Raw genomic sequence first — 24,318 nt, 5'->3', positions numbered from 1 at the left:
TGCTGCCCAGCCTTGCGTCATTCCGCTGCAGTCAGGGACAGCTCTACCGGCACAAGCCCGTCAATCCCGCCGCGCATCCGGTCGCCGCCTTGCACCGGGCCTACCCCGGCAGGCGTGCCGGTCAGAATCAGGTCCCCGGGGCGCAAATGGTAAAACCCTGACAGATGGCAGATGATCTCCTCCACCGACCAGATCATTTCCTCCAGCGTGGCATCCTGCCGGGTCTCCCCGTTCACCTCCAGCCAGATCCGCTGCTTCTCCGGGCCGCCCCAATCTGCCACCCGGGTCAGCGGTGCCAGGACCGTGCCGTTCTCCAGGTCCTTGCCCAGATCCCAGGGCCGCTGTTTTTGCCGTTCGCGGATCTGCAGATCACGCCGGGTCATGTCCAGGGCACAGCCGTAGCCGAAAACCGCATCCCGGGCTTCCTCCGGTGACGCCCGGAACACCGGCGCCCCGATGGCCACGGCCAGCTCCATTTCATAATGGAAGTTCTCCGTGCCCGGCGGATAGGGCACCTCCGAACCTGACAGCACCGCATTGACCGCCGCCTTGGTGAAATAGAAGGGGGCCTCCCGGTCAACTTCGTTTCCCATCTCAGCGGCGTGTGCTGCATAATTGCGTCCGACACAAAACACCCGCCCGACGGGATAGCCTGCGGCCTCCCGGGCAACCGGAATCACCGGCGTCGCCGGCAGAGCAAACAGAACCTCACCCATCTGAATATCCTTTTGGTATGGCCTCCCGCCTAGTCAGACCCACAAACAATGAGCCTGTAAACCCTGCTTACGGCACCTAACGAGTTGAATTTCCTAACCCATGCACAGACCATCGGCGCCTCCGCCGAAGTTCCGCCGGTTGCACTGCCCCGTTGAAACACGCTGCTGCCTCAAAGCAGGAAACGAACTTGGCTGAAGCGAGCGCAAACACTCAGCGTATTACACCGAAAGGGGGAGGGCTTCGCCAACTCTCCTGTAAACACCGGTATGCACATCCGGACGGCCGCAGGAATCCCGAAGGGGATCAGCGTCTTAATAGTATTCAGCGGTGTTTTTGGGAGGAAGTGGTGAGCCGTGCAGGATTCGAACCTGCGACCCACTGATTAAAAGTCAGTTGCTCTACCAACTGAGCTAACGGCCCACTTCTTCGTCGCGGTCTAAGTGTTTTTCCCAGAAGGTTCAAGCACTTATTTCGCTTCGGAACTGCTTGGCAGCGTGTGTCTTGCTGTCCCGATAGGCGGCGTATCTAGGGGGAGTAGCGCGGGGGGTCAACCCCTTTTTTCAACTTTTCTCGCCGAAGGCTGGATTCATCTTTGCGCCGGGTCTATATGCCCGCCATGAGCACCTCCGCAGATACCGCACTCCCCTTCATGAAGATGCACGGGCTGGGCAACGATTTCGTCGTTGTCGATGCGCGCGCGCAGGACATAGCCATCACTCCGGCAATGGCCAAGGGAATCGCCCACCGCCAGTTCGGCGTCGGGTTCGACCAGCTGACCGTGATTTCAAATGGCAAGGGCGACGCGCATCTGACCTTCTACAATGCCGATGGCTCCACCTCCGGCGCCTGCGGAAATGCCACCCGCTGCGTGGCGCGCCACCTGATCCTGGAAAGCGGCAAGCCCGAGCTGCACCTGACCACCGGCCGCGGCGATCTTTACGCCCGCGATGCCGGCAATGGCCTCACCTCCGTCAACATGGGCGCGCCGCAGCTTGACTGGCAAGACATTCCGCTGGCCGAGGAAGCGGACACGCTGGAGCTGCCGATCGAGGGTGGACCCACTGCCACCGGAATGGGCAATCCGCATTGCACCTTCTTTGTCGAGGACGCAGAGGTCATTCCGCTGGAGGAATTCGGCCACCGCTACGAGCACCACCCGCTCTACCCCCAGCGCACCAATGTGCAGGTCGCGCAGGTGACCGGCCCCGACCGCATCCGCATGCGCGTGTGGGAGCGCGGGGTGGGGGTGACCCTGGCCTCTGGCTCCTCATCCTGCGCCACCGCCGTTGCCGCCGCCCGCCGCGGGCTGACGGGCCGCAAAGTGCAAATAGACCTAGATGGCGGCACCCTGTGGATCGACTGGGCCGAGGACGGCGTTTGGATGACCGGCCCGACCATGCATGTCTTTGACGGCACCTTCACCCGCGAATTCCTGGAAACACTGGCATGAGCGTCCCCAAGTTCACCACCCTCGGCTGCCGCCTCAACGCCTATGAGACGGAGGCGATGAAGGAGCTCAGCCAGCAGGCGGGGCTTGCCAATGCCGTTGTGGTGAACACCTGCGCGGTGACGGCTGAGGCGGTGCGCAAGGCGCGTCAGGAAATCCGCCGCCTGCGCCGGGAAAACCCCGAGGCGCCGATCATCGTCACCGGCTGCGCCGCCCAGACCGAACCGGAAACCTTCGCCGCGATGGAGGAGGTCACCCGCGTCATCGGCAATACCGAGAAGATGCAGCCGGAAACCTGGCAGCAGATCGCCAAAGGCCCGGATTTCATCGGCACCACCGAGAAGGTCCAGGTCGACGACATCATGTCGGTGACGGAAACCGCAGGCCACCTGATCGACGGTTTCGGCACCCGCTCCCGCGCTTATGTGCAGGTCCAGAACGGCTGCGATCACCGCTGCACCTTCTGCATCATTCCCTACGGCCGCGGCAACTCCCGCTCTGTTCCCGCAGGCGTGGTGATCGACCAGATCAAGCGGCTGGTGGACAAGGGCTATAACGAGGTGGTTCTGACCGGAGTGGACCTCACCTCCTGGGGCGCCGATCTGCCCGCCCAGCCGCGCCTGGGCGACCTGGTAATGCGGATCCTCAAGCTGGTGCCGGACCTGCCGCGCCTGCGCATTTCCTCGATCGATTCGATCGAGGCGGACGAGAACCTGATGCAGGCGATCGCCACCGAGCCGCGGCTGATGCCGCATCTGCACTTGTCGCTGCAACACGGCGACGACCTGATTCTCAAGCGCATGGCCCGGCGCCACCTGCGCGACGATGCCATCGCCTTCTGCGAGGAGGCCCGCAAGCTGCGCCCGGAAATGACCTTTGGCGCCGACATCATCGCGGGTTTCCCGACCGAAACCGATGCGCATTTCGAGAACTCGCTGAAACTGGTCACAGACTGCGATCTGACCTGGCTGCACGTCTTCCCTTATTCCAAGCGCGAGGGCACCCCGGCGGCCAGAATCCCCAGCCAGGTGAACGGCAACATCATCAAGGACCGCGCCGCACGTCTGCGGGCTGCCGGCGATGCCCAGGTCTCCCGCCATCTGGCCGGACAGGTCGGCAAGATCCACCGTATCCTGATGGAAAACCCGCACATGGGCCGCACCGAGCAATTCACCGAGGTGGCGTTCACGGAACCGCAGGACGAAGGCCAGATCGTTACCGCCGCCATTACCGGCGTGACAGGCAGCCAGCTGACGGCCTGATCAACGCCCTGCTCATTTTAGCAGGCAGCAGCTGCCACCGACGCCGTGTCGTAGAATTCATGCAGTTCGCAAATACGCCCGTACCGGAACCGGCACACTACGGCGATAGGAGTCTTCACGCGCTTGCCAGTGGCCTTGCAAGTCCAGGCAGTGGTGCCCAGCCCCACCACCCGGTCGCCTTCTGAAACCGTTTCTTCCAGCGTCCAATGCTCCATTTCGAATGCGCTGGTCAATTCGGACAAATAGCTGCGCAGTTCCTCACGCCCGTTCCGCGCCGCACTGAAATCCAGACCGTGCCCCCCCTCCGCCAGCGAACGCAGGCACATGTCCTCGCTGGTGTAATCGTCCCACATAGCCAGATCCCCCGCTTTGCAGGCGTTCCAGCGGTCCATGGCCTCGCGCAGGATCTCTGCATTCGATTGACCGGACATTGCAACTCCTCCCACTCGTAAAAAATATACAACCTTTAAAGGGTGCGCCTCTGCCCTGCACTCCGTCAAGCGTGTCACAGACAGGAAGCGAGGCGCAAAAGTTCCCGCACGAGAGGAGCGGCGCAGGCGCAACTGCCCCGGCAGGCCCAGTCTTTGATGGTTTGCGCCCCGGCTCAGGCCACGCTATGACCAAGCCAAGGTCCCGGATACCTGCCGCTCGCGGCCTCTGGCCATGGTGAAATCCGGATAAGGTTTATCCTGACGCCTGGGTGCGCGCCCGGACAGCAACGCGAGCCCTGTCTGCAACGGCATATGCACCCTTTTGCGAAAGGTACATCCATGCAGACACACTCTGCCCTTCCAACCGTTCCGCAACTCAAGGCCGAAGCACGCCTGCTGCGCAAGCATTCTGAGACTCAGGGCCAGCCCATCAGCCATAGCACCGCCCTGGAGCGGATCGCTCAGTATTATGGCTTCCGCGACTGGAACACTCTCTCTGCGCGCGCGTCCAACGCGCCGGAGCTTCAGGTCGGCATGCGGGTCGAAGGCCGCTACCTGGGACAGCCGTTCACCGGTTATGTCCACGCGCTCGCCGCTTGCGGCAGCAGCGGCCACCGGCGGGTCACGCTGCAGTTCGACGCGCCCGTCGATGTGGTCCAATTCGAAAGCTTCTCGTCCTGGCGCCACCGGGTGTCGGCAGTCATCAATGCAGACGACCGCTCGCCGCAGAAGACCTCAAACGGCCTCCCCCACCTGACGGTCAGCCCGCTGGCGTAAACTGCCGGGCCGCGCCCTCAAGAATAAAAACCCCCGCAGAACTCTGCGGGGGTTCGTTGTTTCAAGCTGTCAGCCATCCAGGGATTACTCTTTGCCCTTAACCGGCGCCCACAGCTTCTTGTTGGTCAGATACAGCAGCACCGACAGCACGGTCAGGAACAGCACGCCGACAAAACCGGCCTGCTTGCGTGCCATCATCTTGGGCTCGGCAGTCCACATCAGGAAGGCCGCGACGTCCTGCGACATGGCTTCCACGTCGTTGGCGTGGCCGTCGGCGTATTCCACCTGCTCATCCGACAGCGGCGGCGCCATCGAGATCCAGCCGCCCGGGAAGGCGGTGTTTTCATAGAAGGTGGTGCCTGCTTCTTCCTTGGTCTCACCGGTGTAACCTGCCAGCAGCGAGGCGATGTATTCGGCACCGCCCATGCCTTTGAACAGCTGGTTCAGACCCAGGCCGTAAGGGCCGTGGAAGCCCGCGCGCGCCTTGGCCATCATGCTGAGATCCGGAGCGCCGGCGTTGTTGTTTTCCGGGAAGTGATCGACCGGCTTGGCCGGGCGGTCTTCGTCCAGTGCCGGATCGTAGACGCTGAAGTTGTCAGCTGCGTAAGCGCGCACCTGATCTTCGGGCATCTGCGGGCCGCCTTCGTCCGACAGCGTGCGGATCGGCACCAGCTTCAGACCGTGGCAGGCTGCGCAAACTTCGGTGTAGACCTGCAGGCCGCGCTGCAGCTGGTTGCGGTCATAGGTGCCGAACGGACCCTCGAAGGAGAAGTCATAGTCTTCGATGTGGCCTGCCCCGCCTGCTGCGAAAGACGCAGCAGGGATCAGGGCCAGAGCGAAGGCGGCACCGGTTGCCAGTTTCTTGAACATTGCTAGGTGTTCCTTCTTCTTACTCGGCAGGAGTGGCTTCAGCAGAAGATTTCTTGCCATAGTGGGCTTCGAAATCCTCTTCGATGGTCGCCGGTTGCGGCAGCGGCTTCTCGATCACGCCCAGCAGCGGCAGGATCACGAAGAAGTAGCCGAACCAATAGGCCGATGCGATCAGCGAGAACGATGCATAGGGCTCTTCCGCCGGCATCGCGCCCAGCCACATCAGGGCAAAGAAGTCGATCACCAGCAGCGCGAACCACCACTTGAACATCGGACGGTAGCGGCCCGAACGGACCCGCGAGGTGTCCAGCCAGGGCGCCAGAGCCATCGCCAGGATCGCGCCGAACATGGCGATCACGCCAAAGAACTTCGCATCCACGATGCCGCCGGTGATGAAGGAGGCGAACTGCACAACCCAGACCTCGGAGGTGAAGGCACGCAGGATCGCGTAGAACGGCAGGAAGTACCATTCCGGAACGATGTGCGCCGGGGTCACCAGCGGGTTGGCTTCGATATAGTTGTCCGGGTGGCCCAGGTAGTTCGGCATAAAGCCGACAATCGCCCAGAACACAACCAGCACAACGGCCAGGCCCAGGAAGTCCTTGATCACGAAGTACGGCCAGAACGGCAGGGTGTCTTTCTCCGCTTCGGCTTTGGAGCCTTTACGCACGTCAACGCCGGTGGGGTTGTTGTTGCCCGTGGTGTGGAAGGCCCAGATGTGCACGATAACCAGCGCTGCGATCACGAAGGGCAGCAGGTAGTGCAGCGAGAAGAAGCGGTTCAGGGTGGAGTTGTCCACCGCCGGGCCGCCCAGCAGCCAGGTCTGGATTGCTTCGCCGATGAACGGGATCGCGCCGAACAGGCCGGTGATCACGGTGGCGCCCCAGAAGGACATCTGACCCCACGGCAGCACGTAGCCCATGAAGGCGGTGCCCATCATCAGCAGGTAGATCAGCATGCCGACAATCCAGGTGATCTCGCGGGGCGCCTTGTAGGAGCCGTAGTACAGGCCGCGGAAGATGTGGATGTAGACAGCAACAAAGAACAGCGAAGCGCCGTTCATGTGAAGGTAGCGCAGCATATGGCCGCCGTTAACGTTGCGCATGATGTGCTCGACGGAGGCAAACGCCATGTCGACATGCGGGGTGTAGTGCATCACCAGGACGATGCCGGTGACGATTTGCAGCGCCAGGCAGAACGCCAGGACGATGCCCCAGATCCACCACCAGTTCAGGTTCTTGGGGGTGGGGATCATGATGGTGTCATAGATCAGGCCGACGATGGGCAGGCGGCTGTGCAGCCACTTCTCTGCGCCTGTCTTCGGCTCGTAATGGTCGTGGGGAATACCGGACATGAGCGCGTTTCCTTATCCCAGCTTGATGGTGTTGGCGTCGGTGAACTCAGCCACCGGCACGTGCAGGTTCTCCGGCGCCGGACCTTTGCGGATGCGGCCTGCGGTGTCGTAGTGCGAGCCGTGGCAGGGGCAGAACCAGCCGTTGAATTCGCCGGCACCGTCGCCCAGCGGCACACAGCCGAGGTGGGTGCAAACACCCATCATCACCAGCCATTCGCCGGCGTCGTCCATGGTGCGGTTCACGTCCGCCGCGTCGGTGCCCGGTTTGTTCGGGTTTTCCGACCGCGGGTCGATCAGCTCGGACAGCTCCACGGCACGTGCGGCCTCGATCTCTTCCTGGGTGCGGCGGCGGATGAACACCGGCTTGCCCAGGAACATGACCGAAATCTGCGTGCCTACTTCCACGCCGCTGACATCGACCAGGATCGAGGACAGCGCTTTAACGTCGGCGGAGGGGTTCATCTGGTTGACCAGGGGCCATACGGCGGCACCCGCGGTCACTGCCCCGGCGCCGGCAGTGGCGTAGTAGAGGAAATCTCTCCGGGTTCCTTCGTGGTCTTCTGCGTGGGACACGAGGTTTTCTCCAATTCCAGCGCCCGTTTAGGGCAAACATGCGCATGCACCGCGATTGCTCGCAGTGACTCTGGCGCGTGTCTAGCGGGGAGAGAGCCGTTCGTCCAGCGGTCATGGGCGCGCAGAAAGCCGCAGACGGCGATTCTGTCACGCCTGTGTGACAGTGCCGCACCCATATCGTTGCGGCACCCGTCCGTTTCAAGAGGCTGGGCTCACGCCGCAGGCGGTTTTGTCGCCTGCATCGACGGGCGCGATTCGAACTCGGAAAACCACTCAGCCAGCGCCTCGTTGCCCTGGCGCCAGTTTGTATCCGGGTGGCGGAAGTCCACATAGGCCAGCGCGCAGGCCACCGCGATCTGGCCGATATCCAACGGCCCACGCAGATGGCTCATCCAACGCGCATTCAGCGCCGCGCAGCCGCCCAGAACCTTGCTCTGCTGTGCGTCCAGCCAGCCGTCCCACTGCTTTTGTTCTGGGCGCAGCCGTTTTTCATAGGACATCAGCACGGCCGCATCCATGATCCCGTCAGCGGTTGCTTCCAGCACCTTGCTGTCCCAGCCGCGGCCATACAGCTTGCCGCCTGCCCGCTCATCCAGATAGGCGCAGATCACCCGGCTGTCATACAGCGCCGGCCCGTCATTGCGCTCCAGCGCCGGGATCTTGGCCAGCGGGTTGCTGGCCTTCACATCCGGGCTGGGCTTCAAGGGCGTGGTGGTGACATCAAAGATTTCAACATCGTCCGCCTGCCCGGTTTCATGCAGCAGCACAACGACCTTGCGGGCAAAGGGTGATGCTTGGGAATAGGTGAGCCTCATGGAAAATCCTCCGCTGTTTGGCCGCAGCCTAATGCAAGCGGGCCTGAGGGGAAGGGGCAATCACCGCACTGTGTTAAACTGGGTCTGTGTAACAAGTGGCAGGAGACCCCCAATGATCATGCGAATATTTCAGGTTGTCATCCGTCCGGGCAAGGAAGCCGAGTTCAGCAAGTTCTTCCATGAAACAGCAATCCCGCTGATGAAAGGCACTGACGGCATCGTCTCTGTACTGCCCGGCGCGCCGCGCGCCGAAACCCCGCGAGAATTCAGCTTTGTCATGGTCTGGAAGGACCTGGCCTCCCTCAAGGCCTTCGTGGGCGAGGATTACACCAGCCCGCACATCGACCCCGCCGAAGCTGAGCTGGTCGAGTCGCGCACCATCAAGCACTACGACTTGGTCGATACCTGACACCGTGCCGCAATTCCCGCTTGCAGGAATCTCCGCCGCTTGCCACAGTCCCGGCGTTCTCAGGGCGGGGCGGAATTCCCCACCGGCGGTAAGCGGGCACGTCCCGCAAGCCCGCGAGCGGCTTCCGAGGTTTTGGAAGTGTCAGCAGATCTGGTGCAACTCCAGAGCCGACGGTCACAGTCCGGATGGAAGAGAACGTGCGTCAGGACCGCTTTGGGTTTTTCAGCCCTGCGTGCGCCTGCCGTTCGTGATCGCCTTGGGTGACGTGTCAGACACACAAGGAGATTACGACATGACACACACCCGCTATGCCTTCATCAAGGCGCAATGGCACGCAGATATTGTCGACCGCGCGCTGGAAGGCTTCCTCCAGCTGATCCCGGCGGATCAGGTCGACGTGTTCGACGTCCCCGGAGCCTTCGAGATGCCGCTGCTGGCACAGGAGCTGGCCAGGACCGGAAAATACGCCGCCGTCGCCTGCGCTGCGCTAGTCGTCGACGGTGGCATCTACCGGCATGACTTTGTGGCCCAGGCCGTGGTCGACGGTCTGATGCGCGCCAGCATGGACACCGGGGTGCCGGTGCTTTCGGTCTCGCTGACCCCGCATCAGTATCAGGAGACGGAGCATCACAACGCGATCTACCGCGCGCACTTCGTGCAGAAAGGCAACGAAGCCGCCAGTGCCGCATTGATGATCACCAAAACGCGGGAAACGGCGCGGGCCGCATAAAACAGAGGCCTGCGCCCGCCCGGGAGCAGGCGGGCGCAGGCCTGGCCACAAGCGGCCCGGCCAAAGACTACCCCAAATACGCCTTCAGGGCAGGCGGCGGGTTATCCAGCAGCTCCGCCGTCGCTCTCGGCGGATAAGCCCTGCCCTCCGCCACCAGCACCACCTGATCGGCAATCCTGCGCGCGTCATTGGGATCGTGACTGACCATCAGCACTGTCGCGCCGTTCTCGCGCGCCAGCTCCGCGACCAGGTCCAGCATCTCCGTCTTCAGGGCCGGCCCCAACGCCGCAAAGGGCTCATCCAGCAGCAGAATATCGCGCCCCTGCACCAGCACCCGCGCCAAGGCCACCCGGCTCTGCTGGCCGCCCGACAGCGCCGCTGGCTTGCGCGCGCCCATGCCGCCAAGCCCGACCCGTTCCAAGGCCGCGTCCACCCGGCTCCACTCAGCCTGGCTCAGCCGCAGGTTCGCATGCAGCCCCAAGCCCACATTCTGCGCCACAGTCATATGCGGGAACAGGTTGCCATCTTGAAACAGCATCGCCACCGGACGCTTGCCCGGCGGCCTGTGCGTCAGGTTCGACCCGTTCCACGAAATCCGCCCCCGGGTCACCGGCAGAAAACCGGCGACCGCCTCCACCAGCGTGGATTTCCCGGCACCTGACGGCCCGATCACCGCAACGCAAGCGCCGGGACTGATCTCCAGATCCGCCTCCACCGCGTAATCGCCGTTCATGATCCGGCAAGTCTCAAGCCTCAGCATGCCAGCGCCCTCCGCGATCCAAAATCCAGAATGCCCCCATCGACAGAATCAGCAAAAGCAGCGCCGCAGCCGCAGCCGCTTCCATCCGGTAGGCCCCCATCAAACGGTAGATCTGCAACGGCAGCGTTGCGAAATCCGGGTCGGCAAACAGCGCCACCACCCCAAGATCGCCCATCGACAGCGCAGCCGCCAGCCCGGCGGCAAACCCCGTCTGCGCCCGCATCCGCGGCAGGTAAACCCGCCGGACAAAAGCCCAGCCCCGCATATCCAGCGACAGCGACAGGCGGCCATACCGCGCCAGCACCTCGCGCGCACGCGGCACCAGGATCCGCATCGCAAAAGGCAGCGCCATCACCGCATTGACCATCGCCGTCACCGGCAGCGCCAGCGCAAACGGATCGGTTATGGGGTAGATCAGAATGAACAGCCCGGTGCCGATCACCAGCGGCGAGGCCGCAAGCCCCAGGATACCGGACAGCTCGGTCACGCCGTTCCGCCCCGCCGCCACGGCGGCGGCCATCGGCAGGGCCAGCAGCAGCAGGATCACGGTGCTGAGCGCAGCCACCAGAATGGAGGTCCCGGCAGCCTGCCAGACCGTGCCTTTCAAGCCCGCCAGCCCCGGCAGCCCGGCCAGCACAATTGCCGCCAGCGGCAGAAGCAGAAAGGCAGCGGACAGCACAATCCAAAAGCCATCCAGGCCGCGCGCCAAGGCGCTTTGCCCGTCCCAGCGCCGCACCACGCGGTCCAGTCCGGCCCCAAAGCCCTCCCCTGCCGAAACCCGCAGCGCCACCAGTGCGGCGGCGCCTGTCAGCAGTAGCTGCATGCCCGACAACAGCGCCGCCCGGCCCAAGTCAAAATCAAACCGGAACGCCTGATAAATCGCCAGCTCTATCGTGGTGGCCCTGGGGCCTCCGCCCAGGGTCAGCGCCACCGCAAAGCTCGACAAGCAAATGGCAAAGACCACCGCCAGCGCCCCCGGCGCCACCCGCCGCAGCATCGGCCCTTCCAGCAGCCGCCACATCGCCAGCGGCCCGGCATCGAGCTGCGCCGCCACGCGGAAGCGCTCGGCAGGCATCTCCTGCCAGCCCTGCAGGATCAGCCGGGTAGCCAGCGGCAGGTTGAAGAACACATGCGCCAGAACCACCCCGTGCAGGCCATAGATCTGAACAGGCTCTAACCCAAGGGAGATCAGCCCCTGGCTCAGCCAGCCTGCCCGGCCGAAGACCGCCAGGAGACCCAGGATGGCAACAATGACAGGCAGGATGAAGGGCGCGCCCAGCAGAGCAATCAGCAGCCGCCGCCCGGGAAACCGCCGCCGCGCCAGCGCGCGGGCAACGGGAATGGCAAGACCGACGCTCAACAGCGCCGACAGGCTTGCCTGGGTCAGCGTGAACCGCAGCGCGGCCCAGTCACTGGCGCCAAACCCGGTGCCGGCCTCCGCCCTGAGGGCCACAGCCCCCAGCGTCCCCAAGATCAGCGCAGCCACCAGCAGGGCTGCGCTGATCCCGGGAAAGGCGCTTACTGGCTGAGCGCGTCCAGCCATTCGCCCAGCGCCGCATCACGGACCTCAGCCGCTTCAGACTCGCTCAGCAGCAGCGATTTCTCCGGCGCGATCAGGGTGTCGAATCCTTCCGGCAGACCCGCCGCCGGTGTCACCGCCGGATACATCCAGTTGGTGGTCGGGATGACCGACTGGAACGCATCCGACACCATGAAGGCCAGGAACTGGTCCGCCAGCTCCGGCTGGTCGCTGTTCGCCAGCTTGCCGGCAACCTCCACCTGCATGTAGTGGCCTTCGTCGAAAGCCGCGGCAGCCTTGGAGGCATCTTCCTCCTCAATCAGGTGGTACGCAGGCGAGGTGGTGTAGGAGAGCACCATGTCAGCCTCGCCCTCCAGGAACATACCATAGGCCTCGGACCAGCCCTTGGTCACGGTCACGACATTGTCGGAAAGACCCTTCCAGATCTCCGGCGCCTCCTCGCCATAGGCGGCCTTCACCCACAAGAGCAGCCCCAGACCAGGGGTCGAAGAGCGCGGGTCCTGAATGACGATCTTGGTGTCGCTGGCGGCCAGCGCCTTGAAATCCGCTGGCGCCGCGGCGTCAGCGTTATGGACAAAGGCAAAGTAGCCCCAGTCATAGGGCACAAAGGTCGCGTCGTTCCATTCAACCGGCAGCGCATAGTCAGCGCTGACCGAATGCTCGGCAAACAGGCCGGTTTCCTTGGCCGCCGCGGTCAGGTTGGTGTCGAGCCCCAGCACGACATCCGCGTCGGAGCGTTCGCCCTCCAGTTTGACCCGCGCCAGCAGCGCCGCACCGTCGCCCGCGCCGACCAGCTTCAGGTCGCAGCTGCAGACCTCTTCAAAGGCTTTCTCCACCGCCGGGCCCGGGCCCCAGTCGGAAACAAAGCTGTCATAGGTGTAAACGACCAGTTCGGGCGCTTCGGCAAACGCTGCCGAGGCGCCAAGCAGTCCCGCAGCAAATGCAAGATGTTTCATGCCATCCTCCTTTGCGGCTTTGGGCAAGGGTGGAGGCTGTCCAGTACCTTCCCTCCGCCGGTGTGATCCGGTTCAGGTTCAACGGGTGTCATCTCAGCGCTCGCGCGCACCCCGAGGTGGCGCGGACATTAGACCCAGGATGCAGCAATAACAAGCCAAAGCGCCGTCAGGACCTATGCTCCGGGCAAACTGGACCGCTCGCAACCGGGATCCCCTGTTCTTCTGGCTGAAAATATCCCGGGGGAGCCGCCGCAGGCGGCGGGGGCAGCGCCCCTGCCCGGTGTGCCGCACAGGAAACCTCTTGAGAGACAGGCCCCCGCCCGCTAAGCACATCCCGCAAAGGAGACCGCGCCGCATGTCGATGAACAGCTTTGGACACCTCTTCCGCGTCACCACCTGGGGCGAAAGCCACGGGCCTGCGCTTGGCGCCACCGTTGACGGTTGCCCGCCGAACGTGCCGCTGGAGCCGGAAATGCTGCAGCAGTGGCTCGACAAGCGCCGCCCCGGCCAGAACAAGAATACCACCCAGCGCAATGAGCCGGATGCGGTCAAGATCCTGTCCGGCGTGTTCGACGGCATGTCCACCGGCACGCCTATCCAGCTGATGATCGAAAACACCGACCAGCGGTCCAAGGACTACGGCGAGATTTCCCAGACCTTCCGTCCGGGCCACGCCGACATCACGTACTTCCAGAAATACGGCAACCGCGACTACCGCGGCGGCGGCCGCTCCTCGGCGCGCGAAACCGCGGCGCGGGTGGCTGCGGGCGGTGTTGCACGTGAAGCAATCAAGGCTCTGGCGCCGGGATTGGAGATCAAGGGCTACATGACCCGAATGGGCGAGCTGGAGATCGACCGCAGCCGCTTTGACTTGGACGCGATCGAACAGAATGACTTCTGGATCCCTGATGCAGGCGCGGTGCAGGAGTGGGAAGACTACCTGCAAGGCTTGCGCAAGGCGCATGACTCGGTCGGCGCTGTGGTCGAGGTCGTCGCCCGCGGCGTTCCCGCCGGCATCGGCGCACCGGTCTATGGTAAGCTCGACACCGATCTGGCCGCTGCGATGATGTCGATCAACGCCGTGAAAGGCGTCGAGATCGGCGAAGGCATGAATGCCGCGCGGCTGAAGGGCTCGGAAAACGCCGATGAGATTTTCATGGGCGAAAACGGGCCTGAGTACTCCTCTAACCACGCCGGCGGCATCCTCGGCGGGATCTCCACCGGGCAGGATGTTGTGGTGCGCTTCGCAGTGAAACCGACCTCCTCGATCCTCACCCCGCGCAAGTCAATCCGCAAGGACGGCTCCGCCACCGAGGTGATCACCAAGGGCCGCCACGACCCCTGCGTCGGCATCCGCGCGGTGCCGGTGGCCGAGGCGATGATGGCCTGCGTGATCCTGGACCACCTGCTGCTGCACCGCGGTCAGATCGGTGAAAACCAGGGCCATATCGGCTAAACTAAAGGCTCTAACAAGGGGATTTGCCTATCAATTGAGCAGGCGCCTCCCCTCAGACCATTCCCTCAATCATGCGCGCCCGCGCATTGGCTGTGATCGCCCAGCGCCGTCAGCACCTTGCAGCAGCCGCCGTTGCCCCCATCGCACAGATGGCTGATCCGCTCCAGCTCATTGGCCAGCCGCTCTAGCCGGGCAATCCGCGCGCGCACGTTCCGCAGCTGGCTGCGGGCGAGCCGGTCGGCCTCGGCGCAATCATCGCCCAGCTGCCCGTCCAGCCCCATCAGCGCCTTGATGTCCTCCAGCGAAAAGCCAAGGTCCCGGGCGTGCTTGATGAAGCCCAGCGCCTCCATGCCGTCCTGCCCGTAGCGGCGCTGATTGCCGGCATTGCGGCCCGGTTCCGGCAGCAGGCCGATCTCTTCGTAATAGCGGATGGTGGGAACCTTCACGCCGGTGGCCTTGGACAGCTGACCGATGGAAAACATCGCAATGACCTCTTGATGCTCTAGTGACTAGAGGCCCTACATTGATCTCGAATCAGGAATGAGGACAAGAGCAATGGCAGGCTGCTGCAATCATGAGGCCCGGTTTGACGGGGTATCGGCGGACTACAAACGCAGGCTTTGGCTGGTGATCGCCATCAACGCCGGCATGTTCGCGGCGGAAATGGGCGCGGGCCAGCTGTCCGGCAGCCAGGCGCTGAAGGCGGACGCGCTGGATTTTCTGGGTGACGCGCTGACCTATGGCATTTCGCTGGCGGTGATTGGGGCCACCCTGCGCACCCGGGCGCTGGCAGCACTGGGCAAGGGCATCAGCCTGTTGCTGATGGGGCTCTGGGTGTTCGGTTCCACGGTTTACCAGGTATTCTACGTCGGCGTGCCGCAGGCCCATATCATGGGGGTGATCGGCTTTATGGCACTGGCAGCGAACCTGATCTCGGTGCTGCTGCTGGCCCGCTACAAGGACGGCGACGCCAATGTGCGCTCGGTCTGGCTGTGCTCGCGCAATGACGCCATCGGTAACGTAGCGGTGATGATCGCGGCGCTTGGCGTCTGGGGCACCGCTACCGGCTGGCCCGACCTCATTGTGGCCGGGATCATGGGCGGGCTGTTCCTGAACTCCGCCTTCCAGATCCTGGTGCAGGCGGTGCGGGAATGGCGCGAGGAAGAGGCGCATACGGCAGCGCACTCGTCGTAAGACTTGAGGGCTGCGCCTGTCTGGGCGGGCGCGAATGCGCCTGCCGGGGGCAGGCAGGCGCATCCCGGCCTATCGGCCGGGCGGATCAGGTACTAACCAAACAGCCCTGCGAATTCCTCACGCAGGGCTTTCTTCTGCACCTTTCCCATGGTGTTGCGCGGCAGCGCGTCCAGCAGGAGGATCTCCTTGGGCTGCTTGAACTTGGCCAATTGCCCGGACAGCGCCGCCTTGATCGCCGCCGCGCTGGTGCCCTCACCCTCCGGCACCACCACGGCCACCACACCCTCGCCAAAGTCTGGATGCGGCACCCCGATGACGGCGCTTTCCAGCACGCCAGGCAGGTCGTCGATCAGGCTCTCCACTTCCTTGGGGTAGACGTTGAAGCCGCCGGTGATGATCAGATCTTTCTCGCGCCCGACAATGGTGACATAGCTATCGGCATCAACCTTCGCCATGTCGCCGGTGATGAACCATCCGTCCGGCTGCAGCTCCTCCGCCGTCTTTTCGGGCATCTGCCAATAGCCCTGAAACACGTTCGGCCCGCGCACCTCCAGCACACCGATCTCTCCGGCGGGCACCTCAGCTCCGTCCCGTATCACCCGTGCCTCCACCCCAGGCAGCGGGAAACCGACAGTGCCGGCCCGGCGCTCTCCGTCATAGGGGTTCGACGTGCTCATGTTGGTTTCGGTCATCCCGTAGCGTTCCAGGATGCGGTGGCCGGTGCGGGCCTCCCACTGCTCGTGGGTGTCCACCAGCAACGGTGCGGAGCCGGAGATGAAAAGCCGCATATTTGCAGCGCGCTCCGGCGTCAGCCGGTCATCCGCCAGCAAGCGGGTGTAGAACGTCGGCACCCCCATCAGCGCCGTGGCCTTGGGCATCGCCTCAAGAATGGCATCGGCATCGAACCCCGGCAGAAACACCACCTGAGCGCCCGCAAACAGCGCCACATTGGTCGCCACAAACAGCCCGTGGGTGTGGAAGATCGGCAGCGCATGGATCAGCACGTCGTCCTTGGTGAACCGCCAGTAATCCCGCAGGGTCAGCGAATTGGAGGCAAGGTTATCATGGCTCAGCATAGCACCCTTGGAGCGGCCGGTGGTGCCTGAGGTGTAGAGAATCGCCGCAAGATCATCCGCCTGCCGGGCCATCGGATCAAAGCCGCCCTGCCCGTCCGCCAGATCCCGCAAGCTGCCCTGCCCCGCCGCATCCAGTGTCAGCACCTCAGCCTCCCCGGAGACCGCGCTGATCTCCTCCCGCCGTGCAGGATCGCAGACCACCACCCGGGGCGTTGAATCGCCGACGAAATAGGCGACTTCCGGCCCGGTATAAGCAGTGTTCAAGGGCAGAAAGATGCCGCCCGCCATCACCGTACCCAGGTAAAGCTCAATCGCCTGGATGGTTTTCTGAACCTGCACCGCCACCCGGTCCCCCGGCTGCACCCCCTGGCCCGCCAGCGCCGCCGCCATCCGCTCCGCCCCGGCAAACAGCGCGCCAAAGGTGACCGTGCCGCCACCGGGAAGCCGGGCAAAAACATCGTCCTCACGCCCCAGGGAAGACTCACGCAGCTGGCGGATCAGGTGGTTGGCGTCATACATTGGCGGGCTCCTGTCTAAACCGGCGCCATTTGCGCCCGGCCTTGAGTCGAAATCAAGCCATTGATCTTTGCGGCGCTTGGGCGCAGGGTCGCGCCATGGCGGAATCCTTAACATCGCATCGGCCTGTGCTGGCGGTCCTGCTGAAAGTGACCGCAATTGCGCTGTTCACCGCGCTGTCCGGGATCATCAAGGCCACCTCCGAAACCGTGCCGGCGGGAGAGGCTGTGTTCTTCCGCTCCTTCTTTGCGATCCCGGTCATCGTCGCCTGGCTCGTCGCGCGCGGAGAGCTGCGGCACGGCCTGATCACCAAAAAGCCAATGTTTCACGTGTGGCGCGGGCTGGTCGGCACCTCGGCGATGGGGATGACTTTCATGGGGCTGGCGCTGCTGCCGCTGCCCGAGGTCACCGCCATCGGATACGCCACCCCGATCTTCACGCTGATTCTGGCAGCGCTGTTCCTGGGCGAGACCATCCGCATGGTACGGATCAGCGCTGTGGCCATCGGCCTGCTGGGTGTGCTGATCATGATCTGGCCCCGCCTTGGCGGCGATCTGGAGGATGGCGCCATGCTGGGGGTGCTGCTGGTGGTCGCCGCCACCGTCGCCCGCGGGTTCGTGCAGATCCACATCCGCCGCATGGTGCAGTCGGAACACACCGCGGCTATCGTGTTCTACTTCTCGCTGACCGCCTCCGGCCTCGCGCTGCTGACCGCGCCCTTTGGCTGGGTGATGCCGGATGCGCAAACCGCCGCGTTGCTGGTCAGCGCCGGGCTGGTGGGCGGGGTGGCGCAAATCCTGGTCACCTCCTCCTACCGCTTTGCCCCGGCCTCGATGCTGGCGCCCTACGATTACGCCTCGATGATATTTGCCATCGTCATCGGCTACGTCTGGTTCGATGAGTGGCCGACGCTGGTCATGCTGGCAGGCGCAGCGCTGGTCATCGCCGGCAATGTGCTGGTGATCTGGCGCGAGCACCGGCTGGGCCTGCAGCGCGGCAAGGCCAAGCCGATGATCGACCCCAAAGGTGGATAACAGGCTCTAACAATGGGTTTTGCGCCAGTTGAGCCTGCTCCCCAATCAGCCCGGCTCAGATCGCGCGGGTCAAACCGCCGTCAACGCGGATGTTCTGCCCGGTGGTATAGGCCGCATCATCCGAGGCCAGATAGGCAATCAGCGCCGACACTTCACGAGCAGTGCCATAGCGGCCCATCGGGATCCGCGCCTTGCGGTCCTCAGTCTCCGGCAGGCTGTCGATAAAGCCCGGCAGCACGTTGTTCATCCGCACGCCCTGGCCTGCAAACTTGTCTGCAAACAGCTTGGTAAAGCTCGCCAGCCCGGCCCGGAACACGCCGGAGGTCGGGAACAGCGGATCCGGCTCAAACACCGCAAAGGTGGAGATATTGATGATCGACCCCTTGCCCTGCGCCGCCATGATCGGCGCCACCAGCCGTGCCGGACGGATCACATTCATCAGGTAGTATTCCATCCCCAGATGCCAGTCGTCGTCGCTGATCTCCAGGATATCGCCCTTGGGCCCGTGGCCCGCGGAATTGACCAGCACATCAATCCGCCCCCAGCGGTCCATCGCCTTATCCACCAGTGCCTGCAGATCGCTTTGCTCCAGGTTGGAACCCGTGTGGCCCACCCCGCCCAACTCTTGCGCCAGGGCTTCGCCCTTGCCGGAGGAGGAGAGGATCGCAACCTCATACCCCTGCGAATGAAGATGGCGGGCAGCATCCGCGCCCATGCCGCTGCCCGCGGCGGTGAAGAGAGCAACCTTGGTCATATCCATACTCCTTTGCTTGCCTCCAAGATGGCCGTTGCAGCCGCGCTTGACCAATCATGTCTCATCGCGCCAGACTGTAGGAAATCTACTGGCTGAGACCCGATGCGCCTTCCCAACCTCAACGCCCTGCGGATGTTTGACGCCGCCGCCCGCCACCTGAACTTCGGCCGCGCGGCAGAGGAGCTGCACCTGACCCAAGGCGCGGTGGCCCAGCAGGTGCGCAGGCTGGAGGCGGACCTGGGGCACAAGCTGTTCCACCGCCACGCGCGCGGGCTGACACTGACCGACACCGGGCGCAGCTACCATGCGCCGGTGCAACAGGCCCTGGCGCTGATCCGGGAGGCAACAGACAAGCTGGCCCCGGCTGTACAGCGGGTGACGCTGTCGGTGCCGCCCTCCTTTGCCTCAAAATGGCTGGTGCCGCGGCTGCCGGAGTTCGAGGCGCGGCACCCGGACATCGACCTGCGGGTGGTGGCGGAGGAAAGCCTGACAAATTTCAAGCGGGACGGCATCGACATTGCCATCCGCCAAGGCAGCAAACCGCAGGAAAGCAGTTTGAACTCCGCCCTCCTGTCGCTGGTGGATCTGGTGGCCGTGGCCAGGCCGGATTCGGCTCTAATACAGGAAGAAGTTCTGGAATTGGCTGATCTCGCCCAGCATACGCTGATCCAGGACGGGCACCGGCACTGGGACCATCTGCTGCGGCAGGAGGGGCTCACCGCCAAGGGCCGGGTCCTGCAATTCAACCAGACCGCACTGGCGATGGATGCTGCGATGAACGGCCAGGGGATTGCCCTGGTGCCGCGCATTTTCCTGGGCGGCCAGCCGCTGGAAATCCTGTGGCAGGCACCGCGCCTGGGAGACCAGGGGTTCTATGTGCTTTGGCCCAGCGCACAGGGCCGGGCCAAGACAGTGGTGGACTGGCTCTTGCGCCAATAACGGTCAGGCAGAGGCTGCCTCGGCCTCTTCCGGCGCGGTGAGCGAGATCACCGCAACCACCGCAGCCCCATTCAGCAAGTAGAAGGCAGAATCAAGCCCGGCAAAGCCGAAGAGAAAAGGGGCTGCCAGAAAGGTGATCCCGACAATCAGGTCAACGGTCAGGTGCAGCTTGTAGGGCAGCACCCGGATCAGGCCGAGGTGATGGTCGGTCAGCACCGTCAGCACCAAGGCGGCGATGCCGGTTGCCACCGACAGCCACAGCGCCAGCGGATTGCTTTCGCCGAGACCCAGCAGAAACGGCAGCCCCATCAGGGCGACGGCCACGGGATAATCGAGATAGGCATGGATGGTACGGGTCACGAAACGCAGGGGCATGGGTCAGGTCCTTGTAACTGAGGTGTCTTGGCCGCTGAAACGGCTCTGCCCCCAGATTGGCCCAGTCATCCCGGACGGTGAATTTCAGATCCTCGCGCAAATTGTGCAGATCGTCCAAACTGCGGACGCCTCAGCATGTCAGGCCGCTGCATGCTGCTGCCGGTAGGCCGCGGGCGACATGCCCACCTGTTTTCGGAATACGCGCGAGAATGCCGCCTCGGAAGCATAGCCGGCAATCTCCGCCGCATCGGCCACGTTCAGCCTCTGCTCCGCCAGCCCCTGACAGGCGATCTGCATCCGCCAGCTGGTCAGGTATTGCATCGGCGTCACCTCCATCTTGGCGGCGAACTCCTGCGCAAAGGCGGTGCGCGACATCCCGGCTTCGCGCGCCAGCCCTTCCACGCTCCACTCCCTGGCAGGCGCCTGGTGAAACGCCGTCAGCGCCCGCGAGATGCGCGGGTCGGCAAACCCAGCCAGCGCCGATCCGCTGGGGCTCTGATGCTCCAGATAGGCGCGGATCGCCTGTGCAAACAGCACCTCAGACAGCTTCAGCGCAATCAGATCGCCGCCGATACGGGCACCCTGCACCTCGGAGCCGATCATCCGCAGCGTCGCCTCGATCCAGGCCCCGGCAGCCTCGCCGTAGTTCTCGATCACGATATAGGGCGGCAGCCGGTCGATCAGCATATGCCCGGCACCGCGCCGTCCCGGCATCGTGGCAAATGAGAAATGGCCGCAGATCAGCTGGGTATCGCGCACCTCCTCTGCCCCGCCATAGACCAGCACCCCGCCGCCGTCATAGCCCGCGTCCTGCAGCACCTGCTCCAGCGGCAGCGCCTCCAGCGGCTGCACCTCGTTGCACAGCAGCATATGCGCCGCGCCATGCGGGATCAGCACCAGATCGCCCTGCTTCAGCCGCAGCGTCTCGCCGCTCGCAGGCACATGAACATTCAGCTCGCCGCGCTGAACGAAGTGGAACCGCGCTACGTTTTCGTAATCCGGCACCTGGATTCCGAACGGCGGGGTGAAGGAGGTGCGGAAATAAAGCGTCCCCCTGAGGGACAGCCGGGTGAGGATATCGCTGAGCAGATCCAACATGGCCTTGATGTTAGGCATGTGGAACCTGCCGTCCATGGTCCCGGACGATCTGCAAGGGAATGTGAACGCCCGTGCAAAGCCTCGCCACGGCCGCAGGAACGGCGCAGCCTAGCTGCAAAGCCCCAAGTGGACGTCAGTCATGGATGTCCGGCCGGTCCTTGCGCCCGCGGTTGCTCATCAGCCGGCTCATCGCCAGGATGCCGGCAGCGCCCGCCGCCAGCAGCACGGCGTGGACATAATACCCAAGCCCCGATGCCATGCCGACGCCTCCGGCCACCCACAGGCTGGCTGCCGTCGCCATGCCCCCGACCCGCTCATCCCCCTGGATGATCGCCCCGGCGCCAAGAAAGCCGATCGCCCCGACAAGCCCCTGCATGATGCGGGTCGGATCAGCCCCCATATCAAGGTTCAGCGCCTCCATCGACATTTCCATGGTGATCAGCGTGAATCCCGCCGCCCCAAGCGAAACGATCATATAGGTCCGCATCCCCACCTTGCGGTGCCGCAGCTCCCGGTCCAGACCCAAAAGCGCCCCGGCAGCCGCGGCGCACAGCAACCGCAGGCCCAGCTCAAAATAACTTACGTAGGCAATGCTCAGGTCCATCGCGTTCCTGCTCCTGCTTTTCGGGCAGCAGCACGCAGCATGCCCTGGAATGACGTTTCAGCAATATGCCCGACTATGGCACACTAATTGGAACTGTGAAGGAAAAGGGAGTTAGCCGCTATGTGCTGCGACATGCCACGCAGTCCTGCAGCCGCAAAGAAAAACCCCCGCACGCAGGCGGGGGTTTTCCGGTCTGTCCTGGCGGGCGCTTAGGCGCGGACCAGTTTCTCGTAGTCCTCGGCGATCTCGCGGGTCAGGTCGCCGACCTCGAACGTGTACTCACCGATCTGCCCGACCGGGGTCACCTCGGCGGCGGTGCCGGTCAGCCAGCACTGCTCAAAGCCTTCCATCTCTTCCGGCTTGATGCGGCGCTCGTGCACAGTAATGCCCTTGTCCTTGAGCATCTGGATCACGGTCTGGCGGGTAATGCCATTGAGGAAGCAATCCGCCAGCGGAGTGTGCACCTCGCCGTCCTTCACAAAGAACACGTTGGCGCCGGTTGCTTCGGCCACATAGCCGCGCCAGTCCATGAACAGCGCGTCGGAGCAGCCCTTGGCCTCCGCCTTGTGCTTGGAGATGGTGCAGATCATGTAGAGGCCCGCCGCCTTGGCATGGACCGGAATGGTTTCCGGGCTCGGACGTTTCCACTCCGCAATGTCGAGCTTGGCGCCCTTCATCTTGGCATCGCCATAGTAGGCGCCCCAGCCCCAGACCGCGATCGCCATCCGGACCGGGTTCTTGGCCGACGCCACGCCCATGTCCTCACCCGAGCCGCGCCACACCAGCGCCCGCACATAAGCGTCCTGCAGGCCGGAGGCCTTGAGGGTTTCCTCCTTCGCCGCCTCGATCTGGTCGACGGTATAGGGCATCGGCATATCCAGCGCCTCAGCCGAAGCGATCAGGCGCTCGGAATGCTCCCTGCTCTTGAAGATCTTGCCGTTATAAGCGCGCTCGCCCTCGAAAACGGAGGAGGCATAATGCATCGCATGGGTCAGGATATGCACCTTGGCATCCCGCCAGTCGACCAGCTCTCCATCCATCCAGATCACACCGTCGCGGTCGTCATAACCTGCCATGCCGCACCCTCCTGAAACTCTGCGGTGATTTTCAATAATTGCGCAATTTACGGCCGCAACGGACATAATATTGCGCCAAAGCTGGGATTCGATACATCTTCACCCTTGGAATGTCAACAACACTGACATAAACTGACCGGCAAGACAAATGAGGGGGCACCGAATGCCTGAAGGCCGGACAGGGCAGGGATACAGCGGCGAAAGCCTGCTGTTTCTGACAGATGAGCAGCTGCGCCAGGGGATCGAGGCGATGTTCTTTGCCTACCGCGGCTTTACTGCCGATCCGGACCGGATCCTCGCGGAACTGTCCTATGGCCGGGCGCACCACCGGGCGATCCACTTCATCAACCGCTCCCCCGGCACCACGGTGAACAACCTGCTCAGCATTCTGGGCGTCACCAAGCAATCGCTGAACCGGGTGCTGCGCACCCTGATCGGCGACGGCCTGGTCGAAAGCAAGGTGGGCGAGCTTGATAAGCGCGAACGCCACCTCTACCTGACGGAACAGGGCGCGGCACTGGAAGCCACCCTGTCGGACGCCCAGCGCGCCCGGATGCGCGCCGCCTACAAGGACGCAGGCCCCGAGGCGGTGCAGGGTTTCAAAAAGGTGCTTGAGGCAATGATGGATGCAGACATGCGCCGCGCCTATGCCAAGCTGCGGGAAACGGGTGCATGAGCATGAATGACGCCCATCTCCTGATCGTTGACGATGATGAGCGGATCCGCGGCCTGCTGAAGAAATTTCTGATGCGCTCGGGCTTCCTGGTCACCGCGGCGCGCGATGCGGCCCATGCCCGGCGGGTGCTGGCGGGGCTGGATTTCGACCTGATCATCATGGACGTGATGATGCCGGGCGAGGACGGCATCTCGCTGACCCAATCGCTGCGCGAGACCATGGCCACCCCGATCCTGCTGCTGACCGCCAAGGGCGAGACCGAAGACCGCATCGCGGGGCTGGAGGCCGGCGCGGACGACTATTTGCCGAAACCCTTCGAGCCGAAGGAGCTGTTACTGCGGGTGAACGCCATCCTGCGGCGGATGCCGGACACGGTTGCACAAGAGGCTGCCCCCAAGGTGCTGCACCTGGGCGCCATCCGCTATGACATCGAGCGCGGCGAAATGTGGCAGGGCGACGAGCTGATCCGCCTCACCGGCACCGAAAGCCAGCTGATGAAAATCTTCTCGGCCCAGCCCGGCGAGCCGGTCTCCCGCACCAAGCTGGTCGAGGATCTGGGCCGCGACCGCGGCCAGGCGCAGGAGCGCGCGGTGGACGTCCAGATCACCCGCCTGCGCCGCAAGATCGAGCCGAACCCGAAACAGCCTCAATACCTACAAACGGTCCGCGGCGCGGGCTACATGCTGGCGCCCGACTAGAACCGGCCCGCCTCTTCTTCTGGCCGGAAATATCCCGGGGGGTGAGGCCCGTCTTGGAAACCGTCCGGGGGACGGTTTCAGGGCCGAACGGGGCAGAGCCCCACTCCGCAGGGCCGGGGCAGTGCCCCCATCCGTCCGGCGAAATGGCACCGGGGGAGTGCACAGGCGGTGCACGCATGCC

The 24,318-nt window shown here is 63.9% G+C and carries 27 protein-coding genes, 1 tRNA gene and 2 riboswitches; of the genes, 11 read left to right on the top strand and 17 right to left on the bottom strand.

Going from position 1 to position 24,318, the window contains the following annotated elements; genetic code table 11:
• Nucleotides 1-17: 17 nt before the first annotated feature.
• Nucleotides 18-716, bottom strand: a complete 699-nt coding sequence (locus AC4HIX_RS14290) for a fumarylacetoacetate hydrolase family protein (RefSeq protein WP_490399444.1) — start codon at nucleotides 714-716, stop codon at nucleotides 18-20.
• Between the two features lie 345 nt (nucleotides 717-1,061).
• A tRNA-Lys gene (locus AC4HIX_RS14285) sits at nucleotides 1,062-1,137 on the bottom strand.
• Nucleotides 1,138-1,324: 187 nt separating this feature from the next.
• On the opposite strand from AC4HIX_RS14285, the gene dapF reads away from it, so the two are divergent.
• Both dapF and mtaB read left to right on the top strand, forming a co-directional pair.
• Nucleotides 1,325-2,167 (top strand): diaminopimelate epimerase, encoded by an 843-nt coding sequence (gene dapF, locus AC4HIX_RS14280; protein WP_490399477.1) that lies wholly within the window; start codon nucleotides 1,325-1,327, stop codon nucleotides 2,165-2,167.
• On the top strand, nucleotides 2,164-3,426 hold the full coding sequence (gene mtaB / locus AC4HIX_RS14275) for a tRNA (N(6)-L-threonylcarbamoyladenosine(37)-C(2))-methylthiotransferase MtaB (protein ID WP_490399443.1): 1,263 nt from the start codon (nucleotides 2,164-2,166) through the stop codon (nucleotides 3,424-3,426). Before dapF ends, mtaB begins: the two co-directional genes overlap by 4 nt.
• A 17-nt stretch (nucleotides 3,427-3,443) precedes the next feature.
• Here mtaB and AC4HIX_RS14270 read toward each other — a convergent pair whose 3' ends face one another.
• Nucleotides 3,444-3,857, bottom strand: coding sequence for a nuclear transport factor 2 family protein (locus AC4HIX_RS14270; RefSeq protein ID WP_490399442.1), 414 nt, complete (start codon nucleotides 3,855-3,857; stop codon nucleotides 3,444-3,446).
• 339 nt (nucleotides 3,858-4,196) lie between these two features.
• On the opposite strand from AC4HIX_RS14270, the gene AC4HIX_RS14265 reads away from it, so the two are divergent.
• The gene (locus AC4HIX_RS14265; RefSeq protein WP_490399441.1) at nucleotides 4,197-4,634 is read left to right on the top strand and encodes a glyoxalase superfamily protein; all 438 of its coding nucleotides are present in this window, start codon (nucleotides 4,197-4,199) and stop codon (nucleotides 4,632-4,634) included.
• Nucleotides 4,635-4,718: 84 nt separating this feature from the next.
• Here the strand turns inward: AC4HIX_RS14265 and AC4HIX_RS14260 are convergent, their stop codons facing one another.
• From AC4HIX_RS14260 to AC4HIX_RS14245, 4 genes are all read right to left on the bottom strand, one after another.
• Nucleotides 4,719-5,504 carry a cytochrome c1 gene (locus AC4HIX_RS14260; RefSeq protein ID WP_490399440.1) on the bottom strand — a complete coding sequence of 262 codons (786 nt, stop codon included), beginning with the start codon at nucleotides 5,502-5,504 and terminating at the stop codon, nucleotides 4,719-4,721.
• 19 nt (nucleotides 5,505-5,523) lie between these two features.
• On the bottom strand, nucleotides 5,524-6,858 hold the full coding sequence (gene petB / locus AC4HIX_RS14255; RefSeq protein WP_490399439.1) for a cytochrome b: 1,335 nt from the start codon (nucleotides 6,856-6,858) through the stop codon (nucleotides 5,524-5,526).
• A 12-nt stretch (nucleotides 6,859-6,870) separates the two neighbouring features.
• Nucleotides 6,871-7,431, bottom strand: coding sequence for a ubiquinol-cytochrome c reductase iron-sulfur subunit (gene petA / locus AC4HIX_RS14250; protein WP_490399438.1), 561 nt, complete (start codon nucleotides 7,429-7,431; stop codon nucleotides 6,871-6,873).
• Between the two features lie 212 nt (nucleotides 7,432-7,643).
• A complete protein-coding gene (locus AC4HIX_RS14245) occupies nucleotides 7,644-8,246 on the bottom strand; it encodes a glutathione S-transferase (protein WP_490399437.1) in 603 nt (200 codons plus the stop codon).
• A gap of 112 nt (nucleotides 8,247-8,358) precedes the next feature.
• Here AC4HIX_RS14245 and AC4HIX_RS14240 point away from each other — a divergent pair, with 112 nt between their 5' ends.
• Nucleotides 8,359-8,655, top strand: coding sequence for an antibiotic biosynthesis monooxygenase family protein (locus tag AC4HIX_RS14240; RefSeq protein ID WP_490399436.1), 297 nt, complete (start codon nucleotides 8,359-8,361; stop codon nucleotides 8,653-8,655).
• 51 nt (nucleotides 8,656-8,706) lie between these two features.
• Nucleotides 8,707-8,856, top strand: a riboswitch (FMN riboswitch).
• A gap of 91 nt (nucleotides 8,857-8,947) precedes the next feature.
• Entirely contained in the window at nucleotides 8,948-9,385 is a 438-nt protein-coding gene (locus AC4HIX_RS14235) for a 6,7-dimethyl-8-ribityllumazine synthase (RefSeq protein ID WP_490399435.1), read from the top strand.
• Between the two features lie 67 nt (nucleotides 9,386-9,452).
• Here AC4HIX_RS14235 and AC4HIX_RS14230 read toward each other — a convergent pair whose 3' ends face one another.
• From AC4HIX_RS14230 to thiB, 3 genes are read right to left on the bottom strand one after another with little or no spacing between them, the layout of a single operon-like run.
• Nucleotides 9,453-10,145, bottom strand: coding sequence for a thiamine ABC transporter ATP-binding protein (locus AC4HIX_RS14230; RefSeq protein WP_490399434.1), 693 nt, complete (start codon nucleotides 10,143-10,145; stop codon nucleotides 9,453-9,455).
• Nucleotides 10,132-11,688 carry a thiamine/thiamine pyrophosphate ABC transporter permease ThiP gene (locus AC4HIX_RS14225; RefSeq protein WP_490399433.1) on the bottom strand — a complete coding sequence of 519 codons (1,557 nt, stop codon included), beginning with the start codon at nucleotides 11,686-11,688 and terminating at the stop codon, nucleotides 10,132-10,134. The genes AC4HIX_RS14230 and AC4HIX_RS14225 overlap by 14 nt, the downstream gene beginning before the upstream one ends.
• Entirely contained in the window at nucleotides 11,664-12,641 is a 978-nt protein-coding gene (thiB, locus tag AC4HIX_RS14220; RefSeq protein WP_490399432.1) for a thiamine ABC transporter substrate binding subunit, read from the bottom strand. Before thiB ends, AC4HIX_RS14225 begins: the two co-directional genes overlap by 25 nt.
• Nucleotides 12,642-12,673: 32 nt before the next feature.
• Nucleotides 12,674-12,765: riboswitch (TPP riboswitch) on the bottom strand.
• A 231-nt stretch (nucleotides 12,766-12,996) separates the two neighbouring features.
• On the opposite strand from thiB, the gene aroC reads away from it, so the two are divergent.
• Nucleotides 12,997-14,097: a chorismate synthase gene (gene aroC / locus AC4HIX_RS14215; RefSeq protein WP_490399431.1), complete on the top strand. Its 1,101-nt coding sequence runs from the start codon at nucleotides 12,997-12,999 to the stop codon at nucleotides 14,095-14,097.
• Between the two features lie 65 nt (nucleotides 14,098-14,162).
• Here the strand turns inward: aroC and AC4HIX_RS14210 are convergent, their stop codons facing one another.
• Nucleotides 14,163-14,579 (bottom strand): MerR family transcriptional regulator, encoded by a 417-nt coding sequence (locus AC4HIX_RS14210; protein ID WP_490399430.1) that lies wholly within the window; start codon nucleotides 14,577-14,579, stop codon nucleotides 14,163-14,165.
• A 73-nt stretch (nucleotides 14,580-14,652) separates the two neighbouring features.
• Between AC4HIX_RS14210 and AC4HIX_RS14205 the strand changes: the two genes are divergently transcribed.
• Nucleotides 14,653-15,291 (top strand): cation efflux transmembrane domain-containing protein, encoded by a 639-nt coding sequence (locus AC4HIX_RS14205; RefSeq protein ID WP_490399429.1) that lies wholly within the window; start codon nucleotides 14,653-14,655, stop codon nucleotides 15,289-15,291.
• A gap of 92 nt (nucleotides 15,292-15,383) precedes the next feature.
• On the opposite strand, the gene AC4HIX_RS14200 is transcribed toward AC4HIX_RS14205, so the two are convergent.
• Nucleotides 15,384-16,886: a malonate--CoA ligase gene (locus AC4HIX_RS14200; protein ID WP_490399428.1), complete on the bottom strand. Its 1,503-nt coding sequence runs from the start codon at nucleotides 16,884-16,886 to the stop codon at nucleotides 15,384-15,386.
• A 95-nt stretch (nucleotides 16,887-16,981) separates the two neighbouring features.
• Here AC4HIX_RS14200 and AC4HIX_RS14195 point away from each other — a divergent pair, with 95 nt between their 5' ends.
• A complete protein-coding gene (locus AC4HIX_RS14195; RefSeq protein ID WP_475048673.1) occupies nucleotides 16,982-17,917 on the top strand; it encodes a DMT family transporter in 936 nt (311 codons plus the stop codon).
• 55 nt (nucleotides 17,918-17,972) lie between these two features.
• On the opposite strand, the gene AC4HIX_RS14190 is transcribed toward AC4HIX_RS14195, so the two are convergent.
• Nucleotides 17,973-18,677: an SDR family oxidoreductase gene (locus tag AC4HIX_RS14190; RefSeq protein ID WP_490399427.1), complete on the bottom strand. Its 705-nt coding sequence runs from the start codon at nucleotides 18,675-18,677 to the stop codon at nucleotides 17,973-17,975.
• A gap of 96 nt (nucleotides 18,678-18,773) precedes the next feature.
• On the opposite strand from AC4HIX_RS14190, the gene AC4HIX_RS14185 reads away from it, so the two are divergent.
• Nucleotides 18,774-19,610: a LysR substrate-binding domain-containing protein gene (locus AC4HIX_RS14185; protein WP_490399426.1), complete on the top strand. Its 837-nt coding sequence runs from the start codon at nucleotides 18,774-18,776 to the stop codon at nucleotides 19,608-19,610.
• A 3-nt stretch (nucleotides 19,611-19,613) separates the two neighbouring features.
• On the opposite strand, the gene AC4HIX_RS14180 is transcribed toward AC4HIX_RS14185, so the two are convergent.
• The 4 genes from AC4HIX_RS14180 to AC4HIX_RS14165 form a co-directional block, all read right to left on the bottom strand.
• A complete protein-coding gene (locus AC4HIX_RS14180; RefSeq protein WP_490399425.1) occupies nucleotides 19,614-19,985 on the bottom strand; it encodes an SPW repeat domain-containing protein in 372 nt (123 codons plus the stop codon).
• 138 nt (nucleotides 19,986-20,123) lie between these two features.
• Nucleotides 20,124-21,083, bottom strand: a complete 960-nt coding sequence (locus AC4HIX_RS14175; RefSeq protein WP_490399476.1) for an AraC family transcriptional regulator — start codon at nucleotides 21,081-21,083, stop codon at nucleotides 20,124-20,126.
• 133 nt (nucleotides 21,084-21,216) lie between these two features.
• Nucleotides 21,217-21,687 (bottom strand): MgtC/SapB family protein, encoded by a 471-nt coding sequence (locus tag AC4HIX_RS14170; RefSeq protein WP_490399424.1) that lies wholly within the window; start codon nucleotides 21,685-21,687, stop codon nucleotides 21,217-21,219.
• A 209-nt stretch (nucleotides 21,688-21,896) separates the two neighbouring features.
• Entirely contained in the window at nucleotides 21,897-22,763 is an 867-nt protein-coding gene (locus AC4HIX_RS14165) for a branched-chain amino acid aminotransferase (RefSeq protein WP_475048660.1), read from the bottom strand.
• A 163-nt stretch (nucleotides 22,764-22,926) separates the two neighbouring features.
• Here AC4HIX_RS14165 and AC4HIX_RS14160 point away from each other — a divergent pair, with 163 nt between their 5' ends.
• Nucleotides 22,927-23,439, top strand: a complete 513-nt coding sequence (locus AC4HIX_RS14160) for a MarR family winged helix-turn-helix transcriptional regulator (RefSeq protein WP_008554519.1) — start codon at nucleotides 22,927-22,929, stop codon at nucleotides 23,437-23,439.
• Nucleotides 23,436-24,137, top strand: coding sequence for a response regulator (locus AC4HIX_RS14155; RefSeq protein ID WP_490399423.1), 702 nt, complete (start codon nucleotides 23,436-23,438; stop codon nucleotides 24,135-24,137). Before AC4HIX_RS14160 ends, AC4HIX_RS14155 begins: the two co-directional genes overlap by 4 nt.
• The last annotated feature ends 181 nt before the right edge of the window (nucleotides 24,138-24,318 follow it).

It is taken from the genome of Leisingera sp. (assembly GCF_982940295.1).
This window is presented reverse-complemented; position numbering and strand designations above follow the sequence as displayed.

Bases quoted from the DNA above. Each gene is read 5' to 3' on its own strand.
- AC4HIX_RS14290 (WP_490399444.1), bottom strand. From the start codon at position 716: ATGGGTGAGGTTCTGTTTGCTCTGCCGGCGACGCCGGTGATTCCGGTT.
- dapF (WP_490399477.1), top strand. From the start codon at position 1,325: ATGCCCGCCATGAGCACCTCCGCAGATACCGCACTCCCCTTCATGAAG.
- mtaB (WP_490399443.1), top strand. From the start codon at position 2,164: ATGAGCGTCCCCAAGTTCACCACCCTCGGCTGCCGCCTCAACGCCTAT.
- AC4HIX_RS14270 (WP_490399442.1), bottom strand. From the start codon at position 3,857: ATGTCCGGTCAATCGAATGCAGAGATCCTGCGCGAGGCCATGGACCGC.
- AC4HIX_RS14265 (WP_490399441.1), top strand. From the start codon at position 4,197: ATGCAGACACACTCTGCCCTTCCAACCGTTCCGCAACTCAAGGCCGAA.
- AC4HIX_RS14260 (WP_490399440.1), bottom strand. From the start codon at position 5,504: ATGTTCAAGAAACTGGCAACCGGTGCCGCCTTCGCTCTGGCCCTGATC.
- petB (WP_490399439.1), bottom strand. From the start codon at position 6,858: ATGTCCGGTATTCCCCACGACCATTACGAGCCGAAGACAGGCGCAGAG.
- AC4HIX_RS14245 (WP_490399437.1), bottom strand. From the start codon at position 8,246: ATGAGGCTCACCTATTCCCAAGCATCACCCTTTGCCCGCAAGGTCGTT.
- AC4HIX_RS14240 (WP_490399436.1), top strand. From the start codon at position 8,359: ATGATCATGCGAATATTTCAGGTTGTCATCCGTCCGGGCAAGGAAGCC.
- AC4HIX_RS14235 (WP_490399435.1), top strand. From the start codon at position 8,948: ATGACACACACCCGCTATGCCTTCATCAAGGCGCAATGGCACGCAGAT.
- AC4HIX_RS14230 (WP_490399434.1), bottom strand. From the start codon at position 10,145: ATGCTGAGGCTTGAGACTTGCCGGATCATGAACGGCGATTACGCGGTG.
- AC4HIX_RS14225 (WP_490399433.1), bottom strand. From the start codon at position 11,688: ATGGCTGGACGCGCTCAGCCAGTAAGCGCCTTTCCCGGGATCAGCGCA.
- thiB (WP_490399432.1), bottom strand. From the start codon at position 12,641: ATGAAACATCTTGCATTTGCTGCGGGACTGCTTGGCGCCTCGGCAGCG.
- aroC (WP_490399431.1), top strand. From the start codon at position 12,997: ATGTCGATGAACAGCTTTGGACACCTCTTCCGCGTCACCACCTGGGGC.
- AC4HIX_RS14210 (WP_490399430.1), bottom strand. From the start codon at position 14,579: ATGTTTTCCATCGGTCAGCTGTCCAAGGCCACCGGCGTGAAGGTTCCC.
- AC4HIX_RS14205 (WP_490399429.1), top strand. From the start codon at position 14,653: ATGGCAGGCTGCTGCAATCATGAGGCCCGGTTTGACGGGGTATCGGCG.
- AC4HIX_RS14200 (WP_490399428.1), bottom strand. From the start codon at position 16,886: ATGTATGACGCCAACCACCTGATCCGCCAGCTGCGTGAGTCTTCCCTG.
- AC4HIX_RS14195 (WP_475048673.1), top strand. From the start codon at position 16,982: ATGGCGGAATCCTTAACATCGCATCGGCCTGTGCTGGCGGTCCTGCTG.
- AC4HIX_RS14190 (WP_490399427.1), bottom strand. From the start codon at position 18,677: ATGGATATGACCAAGGTTGCTCTCTTCACCGCCGCGGGCAGCGGCATG.
- AC4HIX_RS14185 (WP_490399426.1), top strand. From the start codon at position 18,774: ATGCGCCTTCCCAACCTCAACGCCCTGCGGATGTTTGACGCCGCCGCC.
- AC4HIX_RS14180 (WP_490399425.1), bottom strand. From the start codon at position 19,985: ATGCCCCTGCGTTTCGTGACCCGTACCATCCATGCCTATCTCGATTAT.
- AC4HIX_RS14175 (WP_490399476.1), bottom strand. From the start codon at position 21,083: ATGTTGGATCTGCTCAGCGATATCCTCACCCGGCTGTCCCTCAGGGGG.
- AC4HIX_RS14170 (WP_490399424.1), bottom strand. From the start codon at position 21,687: ATGGACCTGAGCATTGCCTACGTAAGTTATTTTGAGCTGGGCCTGCGG.
- AC4HIX_RS14165 (WP_475048660.1), bottom strand. From the start codon at position 22,763: ATGGCAGGTTATGACGACCGCGACGGTGTGATCTGGATGGATGGAGAG.
- AC4HIX_RS14160 (WP_008554519.1), top strand. From the start codon at position 22,927: ATGCCTGAAGGCCGGACAGGGCAGGGATACAGCGGCGAAAGCCTGCTG.
- AC4HIX_RS14155 (WP_490399423.1), top strand. From the start codon at position 23,436: ATGAGCATGAATGACGCCCATCTCCTGATCGTTGACGATGATGAGCGG.